18 protein-coding genes are annotated in these 17685 nt (G+C 73.0%); 12 read left to right on the top strand and 6 right to left on the bottom strand.

What is annotated here, in order from left to right; genetic code table 11:
• The coding region (locus ACFV7Q_RS22240) for a transposase (RefSeq protein ID WP_385430842.1) at window positions 1-263 on the bottom strand (263 nt) is incomplete at its 3' end.
• 563 nt (window positions 264-826) lie between these two features.
• On the opposite strand from ACFV7Q_RS22240, the gene ACFV7Q_RS22235 reads away from it, so the two are divergent.
• Window positions 827-3127, top strand: a complete 2301-nt coding sequence (locus tag ACFV7Q_RS22235) for a heavy metal translocating P-type ATPase (protein ID WP_385430840.1) — start codon at window positions 827-829, stop codon at window positions 3125-3127.
• Window positions 3124-3663: a copper chaperone PCu(A)C gene (locus tag ACFV7Q_RS22230; RefSeq protein ID WP_385430838.1), complete on the top strand. Its 540-nt coding sequence runs from the start codon at window positions 3124-3126 to the stop codon at window positions 3661-3663. Before ACFV7Q_RS22235 ends, ACFV7Q_RS22230 begins: the two co-directional genes overlap by 4 nt.
• Window positions 3664-3689: 26 nt before the next feature.
• Here the strand turns inward: ACFV7Q_RS22230 and ACFV7Q_RS22225 are convergent, their stop codons facing one another.
• Window positions 3690-3905, bottom strand: a complete 216-nt coding sequence (locus ACFV7Q_RS22225) for a hypothetical protein (protein WP_385430844.1) — start codon at window positions 3903-3905, stop codon at window positions 3690-3692.
• A gap of 282 nt (window positions 3906-4187) precedes the next feature.
• On the opposite strand from ACFV7Q_RS22225, the gene ACFV7Q_RS22220 reads away from it, so the two are divergent.
• The 5 genes from ACFV7Q_RS22220 to ACFV7Q_RS22200 all read left to right on the top strand — a co-directional run bounded on the left by ACFV7Q_RS22220 (window position 4188) and on the right by ACFV7Q_RS22200 (window position 7549).
• A complete protein-coding gene (locus ACFV7Q_RS22220; protein WP_385430836.1) occupies window positions 4188-4397 on the top strand; it encodes a heavy-metal-associated domain-containing protein in 210 nt (69 codons plus the stop codon).
• Between the two features lie 135 nt (window positions 4398-4532).
• Window positions 4533-5168 (top strand): metal ABC transporter ATP-binding protein, encoded by a 636-nt coding sequence (locus ACFV7Q_RS22215; RefSeq protein WP_385430835.1) that lies wholly within the window; start codon window positions 4533-4535, stop codon window positions 5166-5168.
• A complete protein-coding gene (locus ACFV7Q_RS22210; RefSeq protein WP_385430834.1) occupies window positions 5165-6031 on the top strand; it encodes a metal ABC transporter permease in 867 nt (288 codons plus the stop codon). The genes ACFV7Q_RS22215 and ACFV7Q_RS22210 overlap by 4 nt, the downstream gene beginning before the upstream one ends.
• A complete protein-coding gene (locus ACFV7Q_RS22205; RefSeq protein ID WP_385430832.1) occupies window positions 5989-6795 on the top strand; it encodes a metal ABC transporter solute-binding protein, Zn/Mn family in 807 nt (268 codons plus the stop codon). Before ACFV7Q_RS22210 ends, ACFV7Q_RS22205 begins: the two co-directional genes overlap by 43 nt.
• A 505-nt stretch (window positions 6796-7300) precedes the next feature.
• Entirely contained in the window at window positions 7301-7549 is a 249-nt protein-coding gene (locus ACFV7Q_RS22200; protein WP_385430830.1) for a hypothetical protein, read from the top strand.
• 53 nt (window positions 7550-7602) lie between these two features.
• Here the strand turns inward: ACFV7Q_RS22200 and ACFV7Q_RS22195 are convergent, their stop codons facing one another.
• The gene (locus ACFV7Q_RS22195; protein WP_385430829.1) at window positions 7603-9282 is read right to left on the bottom strand and encodes a class I adenylate-forming enzyme family protein; all 1680 of its coding nucleotides are present in this window, start codon (window positions 9280-9282) and stop codon (window positions 7603-7605) included.
• Window positions 9279-11054, bottom strand: a complete 1776-nt coding sequence (locus ACFV7Q_RS22190) for a CoA transferase (RefSeq protein WP_385430827.1) — start codon at window positions 11052-11054, stop codon at window positions 9279-9281. Before ACFV7Q_RS22190 ends, ACFV7Q_RS22195 begins: the two co-directional genes overlap by 4 nt.
• Window positions 11055-11197: 143 nt before the next feature.
• On the opposite strand from ACFV7Q_RS22190, the gene ACFV7Q_RS22185 reads away from it, so the two are divergent.
• Window positions 11198-12406 (top strand): acyl-CoA dehydrogenase family protein, encoded by a 1209-nt coding sequence (locus ACFV7Q_RS22185; protein WP_385430826.1) that lies wholly within the window; start codon window positions 11198-11200, stop codon window positions 12404-12406.
• Here the strand turns inward: ACFV7Q_RS22185 and ACFV7Q_RS22180 are convergent.
• Window positions 12393-13487 carry a sugar ABC transporter permease gene (locus ACFV7Q_RS22180; RefSeq protein WP_385430824.1) on the bottom strand — a complete coding sequence of 365 codons (1095 nt, stop codon included), beginning with the start codon at window positions 13485-13487 and terminating at the stop codon, window positions 12393-12395. The two genes, ACFV7Q_RS22185 and ACFV7Q_RS22180, sit on opposite strands and share 14 nt — an antisense overlap.
• Window positions 13484-14611: an MFS transporter gene (locus ACFV7Q_RS22175; protein WP_385430822.1), complete on the bottom strand. Its 1128-nt coding sequence runs from the start codon at window positions 14609-14611 to the stop codon at window positions 13484-13486. Before ACFV7Q_RS22175 ends, ACFV7Q_RS22180 begins: the two co-directional genes overlap by 4 nt.
• A gap of 365 nt (window positions 14612-14976) precedes the next feature.
• Here ACFV7Q_RS22175 and ACFV7Q_RS22170 point away from each other — a divergent pair, with 365 nt between their 5' ends.
• The 4 genes from ACFV7Q_RS22170 (at window position 14977) to ACFV7Q_RS22155 (ending at window position 17588) form a co-directional block, all read left to right on the top strand.
• A complete protein-coding gene (locus tag ACFV7Q_RS22170) occupies window positions 14977-15681 on the top strand; it encodes a hypothetical protein (RefSeq protein WP_385430821.1) in 705 nt (234 codons plus the stop codon).
• Window positions 15682-15817: 136 nt separating this feature from the next.
• Window positions 15818-16516: a sigma-70 family RNA polymerase sigma factor gene (locus ACFV7Q_RS22165; RefSeq protein WP_385430819.1), complete on the top strand. Its 699-nt coding sequence runs from the start codon at window positions 15818-15820 to the stop codon at window positions 16514-16516.
• Between the two features lie 209 nt (window positions 16517-16725).
• Entirely contained in the window at window positions 16726-17094 is a 369-nt protein-coding gene (locus ACFV7Q_RS22160) for an ArsR/SmtB family transcription factor (protein ID WP_385430817.1), read from the top strand.
• On the top strand, window positions 17091-17588 hold the full coding sequence (locus tag ACFV7Q_RS22155) for a GNAT family N-acetyltransferase (protein WP_385430815.1): 498 nt from the start codon (window positions 17091-17093) through the stop codon (window positions 17586-17588). The genes ACFV7Q_RS22160 and ACFV7Q_RS22155 overlap by 4 nt, the downstream gene beginning before the upstream one ends.
• Window positions 17589-17685 lie beyond the last annotated feature (97 nt).

The raw sequence follows: 17685 nt of genomic DNA, 5'->3' as shown, positions 1-17685 counted from the left end.
GGCTGCATCCTCCAGGCCAGTCTGGCCCGCACATGTGCCGGATCCCACGGGCTGGAGGTGACGAAGTGGGCCAACGCCTGCCGGTTGCCGTCGTCGCCCAGTCGGGCGGCCATCGGCTCGACCGACTTACGCCCGCCGTCCAACAGCAGACCACGCAGATAGACCGACCCCCACCGACGCTGATCCGCCCGCCCGAACGACTCGAACACCTCCGCCGCGAAATCCTCCAGATCACACCGGACCGCAGCCAACTCCTCAGCCATCACACCCGATCAACGACACAGGCCATCAGCCAGACACGCCACCCGCGAACCAACCTGACCAAGCACTACTACCAGCAGACGAAGAACGTCTATTGCAGCTACTCCCCGAAGAAGCTCGGGTTCTTCTAGAGCCTGACGTCGGGCTCCTGGAGGGGAGATCGCCCTCCAGGAGTCCAGGACGAGGCCGGCGGCGTACGGCGCGGCGCCCGAGGACCGGTCGCGCAAGCAGGGGGAACTCTTCCCGCACCACGCGCGACTACGTCGCCGGGGCCCGGGGGTGGGGTTCCCCGCTCGCACTCGTCGAATCAGGGAATGTCGATGGTCGAAGAACAAGGGTTCGCGGCCCGGGTGTACAGCCGCACAGGGCGGTGGGCGCCGCCCCCTGCGCTGGTGGGGTTCGTGCTGCTGCTCGTTGCGGTGTTCGTCTTCTCGTTCGGTGTGGGAAGGGCCGCCGGTCCGGTCGCGCCCGGCATGCACCCCGATGGCACTGGCTCCGGTTCTCGTGGGGATTCCGCTCCGCACGGTGCCGGCGGCATGGGCGGGGCACACTCGGGCGGTGCGCGATGACGGCCGGAACGGCGAGCACCGCGCCGGTGACCACTGATCTGGCCGTCGGCGGCATGACCTGCGCCGCCTGCGTGAACCGGGTGGAGAAACGGCTGGCCAAACTCGACGGTGTCACGGCCACGGTCAACCTCGCCACCGGCAAGGCCCGGGTGGAACACCCGCCGCACGTCACGGCGAAGGACCTGATGGCCGCCGTCGAGGGCGCCGGCTACACGGTCGAGCTCGTGGTACCGACCGTGGAGCCACAGGCCGACGTCAGCCCGACGCCGACGTCATCGAAGAACGGCGCCGGCTCGGATCGCGAGCGGCTGCTGATCACCACCTTGCTGTGCCTGCCGGTCCTCGTGCTGTCGATGGCGCCCGCCCTGCAGTTCCGCAACTGGCAGTGGTTGTGCCTCGTCCTCGCCGGTCCGGTGGTCGTCTGGAGTGCGTGGCCGTTCCACGTGCGGGCGGCGCGTGGGTTGCGGCACTCGGCGGCCACCATGGACACCCTGGTCTCCCTCGGTGTCCTCGCGTCGTTCTCCTGGTCCTTGTACGCGTTGTTCCTCGGCGGTGCCGGCGAGCCGGACATGCGGATGCCCTTCACCCTCTTCCCCTCGGCGGGAGGGGACGTCGCACACGTCTATTTGGAGGCGGCGGTCGGCGTCCCCCTGTTCGTGCTCGCCGGCCGCCATCTGGAGGCGCGCGCCCGGCGCGGCACCGGTGAGGCCCTGCGGTCCCTGGCGGGCCTGGCCGTGAGGGACGTGACCGTGTGGGAGGACGGTCGCGAGCAGCGGTTGCCGATCGAGCAGCTGCGCGTGGGTCAGGACTTCATCGTCCGGCCCGGTGAGCGGGTCGCCACCGACGGCGTGGTGGTGCTGGGGAGTTCCGCCCTGGACCTCTCTCTGGTCACGGGAGAGAGCGACCCGGTGGAGGTCGGTCCGGGCCGGTCCGTGGTGGGCGCCGCCGTGAACGCCGGCGGGCTGCTCCGCGTCCGGGCCACCGCCGTCGGGGCGGACACGCAACTGGCCCGGATCACCCGTATGGTCACCGAAGCCCAGGCGGGGAAGGCCCGTGCGCAGCGGCTGGCCGACAAGGTGGCGGGCGTCTTCGTTCCGGTCGTGCTCGTGCTGGCCGTTACGGTGCTCGGATTCTGGCTCGGCGCCGGAGCGGATCCTCAGGCGGCCGTCACCGCGGCGGTAGCGGTCCTCGTGGTCGCGTGTCCCTGCGCTCTGGGGTTGGCGACCCCCACAGCGCTCATGGCGGCGACCGGGCGGGGCGCGCGGCTCGGCGTTCTGGTCAGCGGGGCGCAGGCGCTCGAGAGCCTGAGGCACGTCGATGTGATCGTCATGGACAAGACCGGCACCCTCACCACCGGCCACATGTCGGTCGTGAAGGTCACCGAGGTCGGTGGCGGCATCGGCGGGGACGCGGCGCTCCGGCTGGCCGGGGCGGTGGAGCAGGGCTCCGAACACCCCCTGGGCCGGGCGGTCGTCTCGTACGCCCGGCGCGTCGGGTCAGAGCGGCCGCTACCCGAGGTGAGCGGCTTCCTGGCCGCCCCTGGTACCGGCGTCTCGGGTGTGGTGGAAGGCCACCGGGTGGAGGTGTGCGCCCCCGGCGAGGGCTTGCCCGGCTCGTTGGCACGGGGGCTGGCCGAGGCGGAATCCTCCGCCCTGACACCGGTACTGGTACGGGTGGACGGCGTCGACGAGGCCCTCATTTCTCTGGGGGACGTCGTGCGGCCCGGCAGCTACCGGGCAGTGGACCGGTTGCGGCGGCTGGGGGTGGAGGCGGTCCTGGCGACGGGTGACCGTGAGAGCACCGCGCGTGCCGTCGCCGCGGAGCTCGGCGTCGAGGAGGTCCACGCCCGCTGCACTCCGGAGGACAAGGCACTTCTGGTACGGGAGTTGAAGGCACGCGGACGGCGGGTCGCCGTCATCGGTGACGGCGTCAACGACGCCGCGGCCCTGGCGGAGGCGGACCTCGGCATCGCGATGGGCAGCGGCACGGACGTGGCCATCGGGGCTGCTGACGTGACGCTGGTGAGGGGTGACATCGAGGCGGTCGCCGACGCGGTCCGCCTCGCCCGGCGCACCCTGGGTACGGTCCGTCTCAACCTCGTCTGGGCGTTCGGCTACAACGTGGTCACCGTCCCGCTGGCGGCCGTGGGGTGGCTCAACCCGATGGTCGCCGCCGCCGCCATGTCCGTCAGCTCGCTCCTCGTCGTGGGCAACAGCTTGCGCCTGCGCGCCTGGCAGCCCGCCCAGAAGCGCACCTCCCCCTCCGCCCGCACCGTCCGAAAGGCCGTCCGCCGATGACCGGTCCGTTCGATCCTCACCGGCCGACGGAGCCGGTCGGCAGCTGGAGGCCGACCGGGCGGCGCCTGCTGGACGGGGCGCGCGCAGCCCTCGCCCCCGCCGTCGCCTGTCTCGCGGCTCTGGTCGGCCTGACGGCCTGGACGACGGCGGGCGCAGCCGGCAGCCCGCCGCGCATCGAAGTCGGCCTCGGACACGTCTTCCTGCCCCCTGCCGAGGAGGAGCGGACCGCCGCCTCCTTCCGGGTCACGAACATCGGAGGCGCCGATGACCAATTGGTCTCGGTGACGTCCCCGGCCGTCGAGGAGGCCGTGCTGAGCCGGCACGAGCGGGTCGGCGCAGGCGCCGGTACCCTGCGCGTGGTCGACTCGGTCGACATCCCCGCCGGCGGCTCCGTGGACATGACGCCGAGCACCCTGGACGTGACGGTGAAGGTGAGGGCCCGTTGGCAGGGGGGTGAGGCCATCCCCTTCGTCCTGCATTTCCGGCGCAGCGGCCCGGTGGACGTCGTGGCGTTCGTGGTGCGGCCGGACAGCTGAACCGGTTGACGGACCGCAGCAGCGCCTCACGCGACCGCGACGGAGTCCAGCTTGCCCGCCTTGGCGTCCTCGATGATGGAGCCGAACTGATCGGCGCTCATCTGCACCCGCTGGCCGAAGTCGTCGGTGATCACGACCCTGCGGTCGGCAGGGGCTGCCTCGTCGATGAACAGCTGCGGGCATCCGCAGTCGCACTTGCCGCAGAACGTCGCCACGGGCTGCAGAGAACTGATGTCGGTCATCGCATGCGCCTCTTCTCCGATACTCATCCGCACTCATTTTTCCGCCCGCAGAAGCGGTTTCTGCGACCCGGACGTCAGGGAGATGCCCGTTCGGCGTCGGCTACAAGCTCCGGATCGAAGGGCTGCAGGAGCACGAGACGAGTCGCCTGTGCTTCCACTGCTTCCACTGCTTCCAGCGAGCGGGAAGTGACGGAAACCAGAACGGATCCCGATCCGACTACATGAGAGAGCCCACCGGCCGGGACGTCCGGCCCCTCGCCCTCCGCACCAGGAAGAGACGTGATGACGCAGCAGAAATACCAGGTGACCGGCATGACCTGCGGCCACTGTGCCGACCACATCACGAAGGAGGTCTCCGCGATTCCCGGGGTGAGCCAGGTCGTCGTGGACCTCGGGACGAACGCCGTCACGGTCGACGGATCGTCCCTCGACGACGGTCTGATCCGTGAGGCGATCGTCGAAGCGGGCTACGGCGTCACCGGCGCTCCTTGATCTCAGCAGGGGACGGTCCGGATCGATCGCCGGGCCGCGGGAACCAAGGGCATCCGCCGTCCGACTACTGCGGCGTGGGCAGCGGCGGGAGACTCCGCCGCGCCCTGCTGCAACGTAAGGATCGAGGGAGGTGTGATGGGCGGGCTGGATGTACGCATGCGCCAGGTGGCCTGCCGGCACGGCCGGGTGGAGGCCGTCGCCGACGTGGATCTGGAGATCGCAGCCGGCGAGCGGGTGGCGCTGACCGGGACCAACGGCTCGGGCAAGACCACGCTCCTGCGTGCCGTGCTCGGTCTGCACCGGCAGGTGACGGGCTCGATCACGGTCGGAGGGCGGGGCACCGCGTCGCCGGCCGAATGGGCCTGGCGGCGAAGGGCCTGCGCCTGGATCCCGCAGAAACCCGCGGCGGGCCGCTTCCCGTTGCTCGGCTCCGAGCTGCTGGCCAGCAGCACCGCACCCGCGGAAGCCGCGGAAGCCGCGGCCCGGCTCGGCGTCGAACCGCTGACCGGGCGCCCCCTGCACACCCTCTCGGGCGGCCAGTTGCAGCGGGTGTACCTGGCCCGCGCGATCGGCTGCGTCGCCGCGGGGGCGCAGGTGCTCCTCGCGGACGAACCGACCGCAGCCCTCGACTTCGACGGACAGGAGGAGGCGGCGGACGTCCTCACCTCGCTCCCGGTGACGCTGATCGTGGTGACGCACGACCGGACCCTGGCGGAACGCTGCGACCGCGTCCTGGAGATGGCCGCGGGCCGGCTGCGGGAGGTCCGGTGACCCTCGCCACCGCCGACCTCGGCGCCCTCCTGCAACTCGTACCCGTGCAGCGGGCCGGGATCGCCCTGCTGCTCGCCGCGATCGGGCTGCCCGTGATCGGCGTGGTCATCGTCGGGCTCGACATCATGCCGGTGCGCTTCGCGATGATGCACGTCGCCCTGCTCGGCATCGCCGTGGGCATGCTGACCGGACTCGACCCCATGCTGTGCGCGCTGGTCGCCTGCGCCCTCGCCGGTGCGGGCGTGGCTCCGCTCGCCCGTACCCCGGACGGCCTGTCCGGCGCGATGGGGCTGCTCATGAGCCTGGCGATCGCCGCGGCGCTGCTCCTCATGGCGGTGTCGGGGGTCAACGCATCCGGTGCCTTCGCCCTGCTGTGGGGGTCGATCCTGTCGGTCGGGACGCCGGACCTGATCGTCCTCGGCGTGCTCGCCGTCGCCGTACCGGGCCTGTTCTGGTGGCGGCGGCGCGAGATCGGTCTGCTGCTCTACGACCGTGAGCTCGCCCAGTGCTCGGGCGTGCCGGTACGGGCGCTGACCGCCGCCCTCCTCGTCCTGGTCGCGGTCGCGGTCGCCGGGGCGATCAAGCTCACCGGCGCGCTGCTGGTCGACGCCTTGACCTTGCTGCCCGCGCTCGCGGCCCGCCGCCTGGGCAGCTCCCTGAAGTCGATCACGCTCTGGGCCGTCGGCATCGGCGTCGTCGTCAACCTGACGGGGTTCCTTCTGGCCCTGTGGCTGGACTGGCCGCCCGGGCCGGTCCTCGTACTGACGGCGGGGGCCCTCGTCCTCGCCGTGCATTCCATACCCGAACGGAGATTCAGCTCATGGCGCGCACCCGCGTCCGTATCCCTGCCCTCGTCGCACTGAGCGCGGCACTCCTCCTGACCGCGGGTTGCGGCGATGACGTCGCCTCCGACGCTCCGGCCGGGAGCGGCGGTGGGGCGAAGAAGGACAAGCCCGTGGTGGTCGTGACCACCACCTGGGAAGGTGCCTTCGCCAAGGCCGCCGGCGCCGAGGACGTCAAGGTCATCGTGCCGCAGTCCGTGCACCACGCGCCCGACTACGACCCGAAGCCCTCCGACCTCGCCGCCGTCGCGAAGGCCGACTTCGTGCTGTACGCGCCGTTCGAGCCGTACGCCGCCAAGATCAAGGAAGCTGCGGGCTCGAAGGCGAAACTGGTCGAGGTGAACCTCGACAACGACCCCGACAAGGTCAAGGCCGAGGTCGACAAGCTGGGCGCCCTCTTCGGCACCGCGGACGCCGCCACGAGCTGGAAGACCGGGTTCGACACCGAGTACGGCAAGCTGAACAAGGACCTCCAGGCCGCCTGGCCCGGCGGGGGGAGCCCGGCCGTCGTCTCCCAGGTCTTCACCGCCTGGTCGGCGAAGCTCGCGGGCGCCACCGTGGTCGGCACCTACGGGCCCGAGGCCGTCACCCCGGCCCAGCTCGCCGAGCTCTCGGCGAAGAAGCCGGCGCTCGTCCTGGACAACGCCCACATGTCCACCGGCACCGTGCTGCCCGACTCCGGCGCCAAGCAGGTCAAGATCGTCAACTACCCCGGCGAGGACCTCGATCTGCTGCCCGTCTACCGCAACGCGGCAGCCGAACTGAAGAAGGCCCTGGCCTCCTGAGGCCGGTGAGCCGGCCGCCGTGCGGCTTCCGTCCCGGGGCAGTGTGCGCACACCGCCCCGGGATGCCCCTGGTGCCGGTTCGATGCGCCCTGTGGTTCCGCCCACCGTGGCGTGGCGCGTCCTCCTGTCAGAGCCGCGGGGCAGGCACGCCCTTCGAAGCAACGCCCTCATCGCCTTGGTGCACTGACTGCTCAGCAGGGGCAGGCGCTCTCGCCGAGCCCGAACGACGGCCCAGCCCGCTCCGCGGTCGCCGCGAGCCGGCTCTGGGTGATCGTCGCGGGCGGGCTCGTGCTGTGGATCGGCGGCGCCCGGGTGTAGCGCGCGAAGTGCGCTCGCGGTGTTCTGCTGCCCGGCCGCCGGGCCCGTGGTGTGCGGCGGACCGTCAGCTTCCACGCAGTGACCGGCGTCTGGCTCGCACGCGGGCCACGGCGGCCTCGGCGGCGCGGAGGACGGCCGTCGTCGCCCTCGGCCTGATCCCGGTGACCTTTCGGGGCTACCGCATGTGGTGGCAGCGCCGCCCACGTGCGAGGACCGCAAGGCCACCATGGGCAAGGCCCCGGCCCGTGCCAGCCGGCGCAGCCTTCCGCCGCCCGTCCTCGTGCTGGGTGTCCCCGCCGTAGCTGCGCCGGGCCGGGCCGCGCCCGTGCTGGGCGTGCTGCTGCTCGCCTTCCTCGTGGTGGACGTGGCCGTCGGCCTTGTACGCAGGCGGCTGGCAGACTCGCCCGACAGGCGGGAGGGGCACACACCCAAGTGAGCCCCTCCCGGGTCAGGGGCCCGGGCAGCATCGCGCTGCCCGGGCCCCTCGTGTCATCCGGCCTGCGCGAGCGGGGCCGGGTCGGCGTGGCCGGGGCCGTCGGGCTCGGACAGGCGTTCCCGCAGGGCGGCCCGGTCGGGCTTGCCCGCCGGAGTCAGGGGCAGTTCGGCCACCACCAGGAGCCGCTCGGGGTGCTTGCGCCGTTCGACACCACGTGTGGTCAGGTAGGCGCCGAGTTCCTCCAGTACGGGCACCCGGGCCGTACGGGGCACGATGCAGGCGGCGAGCCGTTCGCCCATCAGCGTGTCCGGGACGCCCACGCACACCACGTCACGGACCAGCGGGTGGGAGGCCAACTCGCGTTCGACTTCGGCGGGGCTGATGTTGGCGCCGCCGCGGATCACGATGTCCTTGAGCCTGCCGACGACGTGCAGGGTGCCGTCGTCGTCGAGGAAGCCGAGGTCGCCGGTGCGGACCCAGCCGTCGGGGGTGCGGTAGCGGGCGTCGAGGTGCGGGGAGGCGACGTAGCACAGCGGGGTCATCGGGCCGCGCGAGATGATCTCCCCAATGGCTCCGTCGGGCAGCGGTGCGTGGGTGTCCGGGTCGGCGATACGGATCTCCGCGACGCGCGGGTCGGGGTGGCCCGCGACGACGCCCGTGCTGTCGGTGGGAGGGACCTGGTGGGTGAGGCCCGTGTGGCAGTTGACCCCATCGGCGGAGCCGTAGAGGTTGACGACGGGGCAGCCGAAGGCCCGGGCGGCGTCCTTCGCGGTCGTCCCGTCGAGCGGCGCACCGCCCAGGACGAGTGCGGTCGGGGTGGGCAGGACACCGCCGACGGAGTCGAGCCGGTCGAGCATCATGCGGACCATGGTCGGCACGCCCAGGATGTGGGTGGGCTCGTGCTCCCGTACGGCCGCCAGGGCGGCTTCGGGGGTGAAGTGGTCGAGCAGGACGAGGGTGCCTCCGTGCCGGGCCAGGGTCACGGCGGTGCCGTTGGAGCCGAAGGCGGAGGCGAGCGGCACGAGGAACAGGCACCGCGGAGGCGTTCCGTCCGGCATCAGGGAGGCGAGGAAGTTTCCGCGGCCGCCCGCGAGGGCGTTGTGGGAGTAGGCGATCATCTTCGGCTCGGCCTCGGAGCCGGAGGAGACCAGGATGCGGGCGGCGCTGTCGGGGTCGGGCCGGGCGGGGGTGAAGGCCTTGGCGTCCGAGCGCAGCAGCTGCGAGAAGGCGACCGTCCCTTCGGGAGCCGTTCCGGGCCCGGCGGCGATCACATGGCGCAGCGCGGGCTGCGAGGGGGCCAGGGCCAGCAGGTCGGCAGCATGGTGAGAGCCGCGGTGTTCGGTCGCGGCGATGACGGCGACGGCCTCGGCCCGGCGCAGCAGGCACTCGGCCTCCAGGACGCCCCGGCCGACGGGGAAGGGGAGGGCGATCGCGCCGATGGCCGCGATGGCGAGGTCGGCGATCACGGCGTTGCGGTTGTTGGGGAGCTGTACGCCGACCACGTCGCCCGGGCCCATGCCGAGGTCGCGCAGGCCGGCGGCCAGACATCGCACTTTGCGGTCCAGGGCGGTGTAGCAGAGTTTGCCCTTGTCGTCGAGGACGGCGGTGTGGTGCAGGTTCGCGATCTGGCGTGCCCGGAAGAGGCTGTAGAGGTCGAGGTCGGGGCAGGTGCCGTCGACCACCCAGGAGCGGCGGAGCTCGGCGGGCAGCAGGTCGTGCAGTGCGACGGTCATCTGAAGCTCCAGGGGTCGGGAACGGCAGGGGCACCGTGCGCGTCGCGGCTGATCGAGCCGTGGAAGCGCACGTCGTGGTGGAGGTCGGCCAGGTCGGTGGTGACGGCGGTGGCGGTCAGGCCGTGCCCGGCCAGAAGGGACAGGGCGGCGGGGGTGGTGAGTTCGCGCAGGTCGTACGCGGCAGCGGCTGCCGCGTTCGCGTCGGTGGGCGCGATCCACCCGTCGGCCGTGGGCAGCGGGCGGCGGAACCCGGCGGGGCGTCGTGGGTTCTGTCCACGGGCAGCGCGGCGCAGGGCGGGAGCGGTCAGGGTGTCGGCCGCGCCGAGCAGGGAGGAGTCGACGTGCACGCCGTGCCCGGTGCGTTCGCGGAGCAGGAGCCCCGCGAGCACGGCCTCGGCTCCGGTCAGTCCGCCCAGGACGTCGAGCAGGGTCATCAGTGACGGGGCGGGCGGTTCGTCTTCTGGCCGTACGGCCTCGCCGACGCCGGTGCGGGCCTGGACCATGAAGTCGGTACCCATGGGTGCGTCGGGCAGGCGGCCGGCCCAGCCGCTGGTGTACGCGTACACCAGCCCCGGGTTCACGGCGGCGAGGTCGTCGGCGTCGAGGCCGAGTTCGCCCGCCTTGCCCGGCGCCCAGTTGTGCAGGAAGACATCGGCTTCGGCGGCCATCTCCCGCAGGCGGCGGCGGTCGGCCTCCGCCTTGATGTCGATCTCCACGGCCCTCTTGCCCCGGTTGAGGGCCAGCCAGCGGGCCGAGATCCCGGAACAGGCCGGCGGCATGCCGCGCAGGGGGTCCCCGCCCGGCGGCTCGATCCGTACGACCTCGGCGCCGAGCAGGCCCAACAGGTGTGCGGCGAGCGGGGCCTGGATGCGGCGGCCCGCCTCCAGCACGGTGAGCCCGGAGAGCGGCCGGCCGGCGGGCGGGGCCGCTGCGCCGGTCCTGGCACCCGGGTCAAGGAGGCGCAAGGACCAGGGCGCGGCGCCGTCGTGCTCTGCGGCCCGCTCGGCCAGTGTGCACAGGACGCACACCTCCGCGCCGGAGAGCGCGGCGGCCTGCCGGATCCGCTCGAAGGAGTGGGCCCGCGTAACCGTGTGCAGGGTTGCGGGGAAGGGGGCGCAGGCGGTGGCGTACCGGAACTGGAAAGGCCGCCAGCCGGCCCGCATCGCATCGGCAGGCGCTTCGAGGGCCCGCCAGAACGCGGCCCAGGCCCCGGGGTCGAGGGTCTCTAGCTCGAAGAGCGTTCCCTCGGCGGAGGTGAAGGGCGGGCCGCCGGGCGCGAGGTCGACCGCCTCGCCCTCGTCGGCCCCTGCTGCCGCAAGGTACTGGGAGACGGCGAGCAGTCCGGCCCGGTCCGCGCCCGTGCTGACCTGCTGCGGCTGGATGCCACGGGCCGCGCCCACCAGCATGGCGAGGAGGCCCTGGACGGTGAGGACTGCGGTGGCCGTGGCCGTGTAGTCGGCGGCCAGGCCACGCGGGCTGCCGTCGCGACGGCCGTGGACGGCCATGACGCCGGTGGCGGCCTGCACGGTGGCCTCGTCCACGAGGCCGGCCGCAGGGTCGCCCCAGCCGGTGGTCGCGTGCACCGGCTCGGAGCCGGCCCCGCCGAGCGTGACCTGCCCGGTGGCGGTGTCCCCCTGGACGGCGGCCCCGCCCTGTGCGCCGAGCAGCCGGAGGCGGTCCGCGACGACGCTCGTGATCTGCGGCGGCCCCGAGGTGTCGAAGCGCAGCGTGTCGAGCGGCCGGACCGTCTGCGTGGTTGCTGGTGACGCCATGCCTCTCCTCTCCTGGCACGGCGGTGGCCGCACCGGGACGTTTCCGAAACGTGGGAACCCGGGGGCGTCCGCACCCGACCAGTTCCACGGACAGACAGTCGGACAACCGTTCCCACGAGTTCCCGGAGAACCGGAGGAAAGCAGTGACAGATCCCCGTGCCGTCGACACCGGGCACGCACAACACGACCGGCACGGAGTCGAGTTGCGCGAGCGGGTCGCCCGGTTCGTTCAGGACGAGGTGATCCCGCACGAGCCGGTGCTGGATGCAGGAGGACCCGCGGCGACGGCCGCGCTGAGCGGGCTGCGCGACCGGGCCCGCGAGGAGGGGTTGTGGGCGCTGCCCCTCCCGGTGGAGCTGGGTGGCGGGGGCCTGCCCCTCGGGGCGTACGCCGCCCTGGCCGAGGCGGAGGGCGCCAGCGACCACGGGCCCGCGGCCGTCGGCTCCGCGCCCCTCCTCGACGTGACGATGCTCGCGCGGCACGGCGGGAGCCGGGTCCGCGAGGAGTACCTCCCGCGTCTGGTCTCCGGTGAGCTCCGCACCTGCTACGCCATGACCGAGCCCGGTGTTCCCGGCACGGATCCGTTCCGGACCGCCACCCGAGCCGAGCGCCGGGCGGACGGCAGCTGGATCGTGACCGGACGCAAGTGGTTCACCTCTGGAGCCGCGAACGCCGATCTGGTCACCGTTCTGGCCCGCACGGACGGCTCCCCCGGGGACCGCGAGGGATTGTCGCTGCTCCTGGTACCGACAAGTGCCCCCGGCTTCCGCATCGTCCGTGAACTCCCGGTGTTCGGCGCGGCCGGGCAGTACGAGTTGGAGCTCGACCGGGCCCCGGTGCCTGCCGACCATCTGGTCGGCGAGCCGGGCCAGGCGCTCGCCATCGCCGGGGAGCGGCTGCAGCTGGGCCGGACGCTGCGTTGCCTGCGCTGGCTCGGTCAGGCCCAGCGGGCCTTCCACCTCATGTGCGAGCGGGCCGCCACCCGGAGCGGTTCCCGGGGGCCACTCGCCGATCACCAGCTGGTCCAACAGCACGTCTTCGACGCCCTGCTCGCCCTGCGCACGACCCGCCCCCTCGTCCACGAGGCCGTGGCCCTGATCGACGCGGGACGGGACGCCCACGTCGAGGTCGGGCTCGCCAAGGTCGCCGCCGCGCGGATGCTCCAGCAGGTCACGGACTCCGCCATCCAGGTCCACGGCGCCACCGGGCTCGGACCGGACACCCCGCTGCCCGCGCTGTTCCGCGGCGGCCGGGCCGCCCGGATCCTCGACGGCCCCGACGAGCTGCACATCACCTCCGTGGCCCGCCGGGTCCTGCGCGGCTACGGCGTGCGGTCCGCTACACGCGGGTGATGTCGACGACACCGTCCAGGGCGGCCAGCGCCAGGGTCAGGAAGAACGTCCCCCAGATGAGTTCGTGCCGGACGGCCAGGCCCTTGCCCGCGTCGTAGCAGCCGTCCACCAGCCGTCCCACCGGAGCCTCGTCGGCCACCCCGTCGTAGAGGTGGCTCTCGGCCAGTCGGCTCAGGATCGCCACGGCCCGGTACGAGCAGTCCTCGGCCCGCGGCCCGGGAACCCTGGCGAGTTTCATCAGGGCCACGGCGGTGATGGCGGCGGTCGAGGTGTCGAGCGGGCCGTCGGGCTTCTCCGCCTCGGCCGGGGGGACCAGCGGTCCGGTCAGGAAGCCCCCGTGGGCCAGGAGTCGTTCGGCCGCCGCCGCGAGCCGGTCAGGTCGGTGCAGTGCGAGCCGGGGGTGGAGCAGGGCTTCGGCCACCGCGAGCAGGAGCCAGGCCCGGCCCCGGCTCCACCCCGGGAGGGGGTCTCCCAGGGGCTGCCACCGCTGCTGTCCGGTGAACTGCCATGCGGGCGCCGGCCACTGTCCTGGCGGGAGGTCCTCGCCCAGGCAGAGGTCGAGGTGCCGGTGCAGGTGCGCCGTGGCGGCCGCCGCTCCATCGGGCCCCTCCTCGGCCAGCAGGGACAGCATCCCGGGAACGGCGTCCACCCGGGCCAGCAGGCGGGGCCCGCCGAAGGCGGCCCCCCAGGGCACGAGACCCAGCTCGCGGTCATGGGCCGACAGGCAGGCGCCGACAGCCGCCTTCCTGATCGCCTCGGCTGCGTCGTCGTCCGTTGCCAGGGCCGTTCCGTACCAGAAGATCAGGCCGCGGGTCGCCGTGTCGGCCTCCACCCAGGGCGCCAGCCGGGCCGTGCACTCCACCGCCGCCGCGCGGTCGTCCTCGTCGCCGGTGTACCGGGCCCTGAGCCACAGCAGCCCGGCCCAGAACCCGCCTGCCCAGGAACCGCGGCCGGTCGTGGTCCAGCTGCCGTCGTCGGGGTCGGCGTAGAGAGGGAAGCGGACGCCGACCTGCGACTCGGTCACCATCACGCGTTCCATCAGTGCCGCCAGGGCGCGGCCGGCCCGGTCCGTGCCGGTCATGCGGACCGTTCCGCCCTGTCGCGGCGGTCGCGTACGGCCCAGACGAACGCGATCCCGGCCGCCACCGCGAATTCCGCAGCCACCACCATCCAGCCCACGGCGTACCGGCCGTCCGACACCAGCATCCCGAACAGCGGCGGACCCACCGCGAAGCCGGCGAAGAAGCCCGCCGCGGCCAGCGCCGAGTCCTGCCCCGCCCGCCCCGGAGCGGCCCGCTGCATCACGAGCACCATCGTCACGGCGTTGCCGGAGACGGCGAACACACCCACGGCGACGGCACCGGCCCACACCAGCGGACCCACGGCCACCGCGGCCGCGAGGAGCAGGGCCGCGCCGAGCGCCCCGCAGGCGAGCCACCCCGGAAGCCACTCGGCCCGACCGGGACGGGCAGCCTTCGACCACCCCACCCGGCCCGCGATGCCCGTCACGCCCAGCACCGCGACCAGAGCCGCGGCCGGCGTCGGCCCCAGCCCCAGTTCCCGGGCACCGAACAGCGCGAGGTAGGTGTTCACGGAGGCGATGCCGCCACCCAGGAACAGCGAGAACACCGCAAGCCATGCGACCGCCCCGCGCGGGACGAATGAGGTACCGGAGCCGCCGCGGGTGACCGGGGGGTCTGCGGGCAGTGCGCGCAGCGCCCACAGCCCGGTCAGCAGTGCGGCACCGGCGGCCGTCCACACCGCGCCGCGCCAGCCCAGTCCCGGGGCGAGCGCCGCGAGCGGAAGTCCGGCCGCGAACGCCCCCAACTGGACACCGGACTGCTTCATGCCGGTGACCGCGCCCCGCCGGGCGGGGGGTACCGCCGCGAGGATCGCCTTGTTGGTCGCCGGGTTGGCGAGCGCCTGCGGTACCCCGCCCAGCGCAACCGCACCCAGCAGCAGCCCGGCGCCGGGAGCCGCCCCGATCAGCGCGAGCGCCCCGGCCGAGACCAGGAGCAGGGTCACCAGCGAGCGCCGGGGCCCCACCCGGTCCACGATCCGGCCGCCCGCCGGCGAGAGCAGGGCGGCCGTGCCGAACCCGATCGTCGTCGTCAGCCCCAGCACAACGGGCGATATGTCCAACTCGTCCACCAGGCGCGGCCCGAGGGCGCCCAGCAGGAACAACTGCAGCATCGAGAAGGCCATGGCAGCAGTCAGGAGCCCGGTGAGCTGTCCGCCTGCCCGGAATCGCGTCCCTCCGGGCGCAGCCGTCGCTGCTTCCTCCGTTGGCACAGCCGTCTCCTTCAGACCTCGATCGCTACTGCCGGATGCGCAGTCAGTCGGCCCGGCAGCCATGCCAGTTCCTCCTTCACTCCGTGTCCTGCGTCACATGACGCAGCGGGAACGGAAAGTGGACGAGAACTACTCACATAGTGCGCACCCTCGTGCACCGCCCATAACGGAGGTGCGAGGATGAGCCCGCCATGACGCCAGGCCACTGTTCCCGAGCCGTTCGGGCTGCGATGTTCGCAGCCCTGTGCGTCGTGCTCGCGGCTACCGGTCACGTACTCATGTCGGGTACCACGGTGCCCTGGTGGGCCATCAGTGGTGCCCTCGTCGGCACGTCGGCACTGGCCTGGTCCCTCGCCCGCACGGAGCGCGGGCCGCTCGGCGTCACCACGGTGGCGATCGCCGTCCAGGCCGCACTCCACGCAGGCTTCTCCCTGGCCCAGTCCTTCAGTCGGCCACTTCCGCCGGGCCGGTCGTTCGCGCAGCAATGGGCGCGCTACCTGACGTGCGGGAACACGGACCTTTCCCCGTCCGAAGCTGTGCGCCTGGTCAATGACGCCGGCCTCGGCGGCATGGTGCACGAGCCGCCTCCCGGAACGACGGTGATCGCGGGAACGGGCGCTCACACACACCACGCCCTGCACGGATTGTCGGACGCCGCGGCGAGTGTCCCCGTGCCGGACGCACACGCCATGGCGGGCATGCCCATGCCCATGTCTCCGGTCGGCATGCTGGCGGCGCACCTGCTGGCCGCCGTCCTCGCGGGACTCTGGCTCGCCCACGGCGAACAGGCCGCCTTCAAGCTTCTGCGCACCCTCGCCGCCCGGCTCTTGCCGCCGCTGCGACTGCTCCTCGGCTCGCCGTGGGTACCGCACCGGCCACCGCTGCGCGCTCGCCGCGACCGTGACCGCAACCCCCTGCGGCAGCTGTTCCTCATCCACGTCATCACCTCACGGGGTCCGCCGGCGGGAACCGCTGTCATCTGACAGCTGGTTCCCCGAGCACGCGCAGGTGAACTCCGGCGCGCCTCGGGCATCGGCCATGCCCTCCGGCATGCCGTACTGCTCACCGGCCCGCCTACTGCGCCGCCGGACACCCCACGCGCTTAAGGACCTTGTGGCGATGACCCCTGCCCCGAGCACCCAACAGACCCCCGTCGCACCGAAGACGACCAGGCACACCCCCGGCAGCGACGCAGCCGTGACGCGCCTCGCGCTCGCCGCACGCGACGGCGACCCCGAGATGGCCGACCGGTTCGTGCGCGCCCTCCAGCGGGACGTCTGGCGCTACGTCGCCTTCCTCAGCGCCGACCCCCAGGCCGCCGACGACCTCACCCAGGACGTCTTCGTACGAGCCCTCCCCGCGCTGCCCCGGTTCGAGGGCCGCTCCTCCGCCCGCACCTGGCTCCTGTCCATCGCCCGCCGCACCGTCGTGGACAGCCTCCGCCGCTCCGCCGCCCGGCCGCGCCTGGCAGACCGCCACGACTGGCAAACCGCCGCGGAGCAGGCACAGCCGCAGGGACTTCCCGGCTTCGAGGACGGCATCGCCCTCGCCGAACTCCTGGCGACCATCCCGGCAGACCGCCGCGAGGCGTTCATCCTCACGCAGTTGCTGGGTCTGCCTTACGCCGAGGCGGCCGAGGCCATCGGGTGTCCCATCGGCACGGTGCGTTCCCGCGTCGCCCGCGCCCGCTCCTCACTCATGGCGCTCCTCACGGACATCGAGGCGCCCGTAGCCGAACAGGGCCGTCCCACACCGCAGCGGCGCCGCGCAGCCACCCCAACAGAGCCCGCCCTCCGGGCCGTGGCGCTGCTCGCCTGACCCGTGGGGCGTCGGATGCGAGCGGGGCACGGCGCACCCCGCCCGCATCCGTCAAGGAGGCCCCCGGCTCCTCAGGAGAGGCCGAGCAGACCCGGCCAGCCTGCGGGCGTCGGTCTGGACCACTGCCGGGCGAGGAGGGTGAGGTTGCCCACCGCAGGCCGCCCCCGATCCCCGCGGCACCGTGGTTCGACGTGTGTCAACATAGACGTATGTCGAATGTGAAGGTTCTGCCGCTGCTGGAGCCCGACGTCGTCGCGGCCTGCTGCCCGCCGCTGACCGAGCGCCCCATGTCGGCGGAAGAGGCCGAGGTCGCGGCGAAGATGTTCAAGGCCCTCGGGGACCCGGTACGCCTGCGGCTGTTCTCCGCGGTCGCCTCCCACGAGGGCGGGGAGGCGTGCGTGTGCGACATCTCCGACGTCGGCGTCTCGCAGCCCACCGTCTCCCACCACCTCAAGAAGCTCAAGGAAGCCGGGCTGCTGTCCTCCGAGCGCCGGGGCACGTGGGTGTACTACCGGGTCGAGCCGTCCGTGCTCGCCGCCATGGGCGCGCTGCTGTCCGGCGCCGCGCGGACGGCATGACCGGCGTGCGCATCGGGGTTCTGCTGCCCGAGCACGCCGAGCAGGTGCTGGGCATCTACCAGGCGGGGATCGACGAGGGCAATGCCACCTTCGAGACGCAGGCCCCCGGCTGGACCGCGTTCGACAAGGCCAAACTGCCCGGCCACCGCTTCGTCGCCCTCGGCGGAGACGGCGGGGTGCTCGGCTGGATCGCGGCCAGCGCGGTCTCCGACCGGTGCGCGTACGCAGGCGTGGTCGAACACTCCGTGTACGTCCACCCTGAGGCCCGCGGCCGGGGCGTGGCCGGCGCCCTCCTGGACGCGCTGATCTCCTCCACCGAGAAGGCGGGGATCTGGACGGTCCAGTCCGGGATCTTCCCCGAGAACACCGCCAGCCTCGCCCTCCACGCGCGCGCCGGATTCCGGATCATCGGCACCCGGGAACGCATCGGGCGCCATCACGGTGTCTGGCGCGACGTGGTCCTGCTGGAGCGCCGCAGCCCCGTCCTGGCGTGAACCACCCGATCCGCGACGGCAGCTTCGCCGTCCTGGGTGGCGACCTCCGGTTCGCCACGCTCATGGCGGCAGGCTCGATCGCGCGTACCGGGGTGGG

Source organism: Streptomyces sp. NPDC059851, assembly GCF_042732005.1.
Lineage (GTDB): Bacteria > Actinomycetota > Actinomycetes > Streptomycetales > Streptomycetaceae > Streptomyces.
The sequence above is the reverse complement of the archived record's forward strand: the minus strand, read 5'-3'. Positions and strand labels throughout refer to the sequence as shown.

Coding starts and splice junctions, on each gene's coding strand:
- ACFV7Q_RS22190 (WP_385430827.1), bottom strand. CDS start 11,054: ATGGCGTCACCAGCAACCACGCAGACGGTCCGGCCGCTCGACACGCTG.
- ACFV7Q_RS22205 (WP_385430832.1), top strand. CDS start 5,989: ATGGCGCGCACCCGCGTCCGTATCCCTGCCCTCGTCGCACTGAGCGCG.
- ACFV7Q_RS22180 (WP_385430824.1), bottom strand. CDS start 13,487: ATGACCGGCACGGACCGGGCCGGCCGCGCCCTGGCGGCACTGATGGAA.
- ACFV7Q_RS22215 (WP_385430835.1), top strand. CDS start 4,533: ATGGGCGGGCTGGATGTACGCATGCGCCAGGTGGCCTGCCGGCACGGC.
- ACFV7Q_RS22195 (WP_385430829.1), bottom strand. CDS start 9,282: ATGACCGTCGCACTGCACGACCTGCTGCCCGCCGAGCTCCGCCGCTCC.
- ACFV7Q_RS22175 (WP_385430822.1), bottom strand. CDS start 14,611: ATGGCCTTCTCGATGCTGCAGTTGTTCCTGCTGGGCGCCCTCGGGCCG.
- ACFV7Q_RS22235 (WP_385430840.1), top strand. CDS start 827: ATGACGGCCGGAACGGCGAGCACCGCGCCGGTGACCACTGATCTGGCC.
- ACFV7Q_RS22170 (WP_385430821.1), top strand. CDS start 14,977: ATGTCGGGTACCACGGTGCCCTGGTGGGCCATCAGTGGTGCCCTCGTC.
- ACFV7Q_RS22160 (WP_385430817.1), top strand. CDS start 16,726: ATGTCGAATGTGAAGGTTCTGCCGCTGCTGGAGCCCGACGTCGTCGCG.
- ACFV7Q_RS22225 (WP_385430844.1), bottom strand. CDS start 3,905: ATGACCGACATCAGTTCTCTGCAGCCCGTGGCGACGTTCTGCGGCAAG.
- ACFV7Q_RS22165 (WP_385430819.1), top strand. CDS start 15,818: ATGACCCCTGCCCCGAGCACCCAACAGACCCCCGTCGCACCGAAGACG.
- ACFV7Q_RS22220 (WP_385430836.1), top strand. CDS start 4,188: ATGACGCAGCAGAAATACCAGGTGACCGGCATGACCTGCGGCCACTGT.
- ACFV7Q_RS22230 (WP_385430838.1), top strand. CDS start 3,124: ATGACCGGTCCGTTCGATCCTCACCGGCCGACGGAGCCGGTCGGCAGC.
- ACFV7Q_RS22155 (WP_385430815.1), top strand. CDS start 17,091: ATGACCGGCGTGCGCATCGGGGTTCTGCTGCCCGAGCACGCCGAGCAG.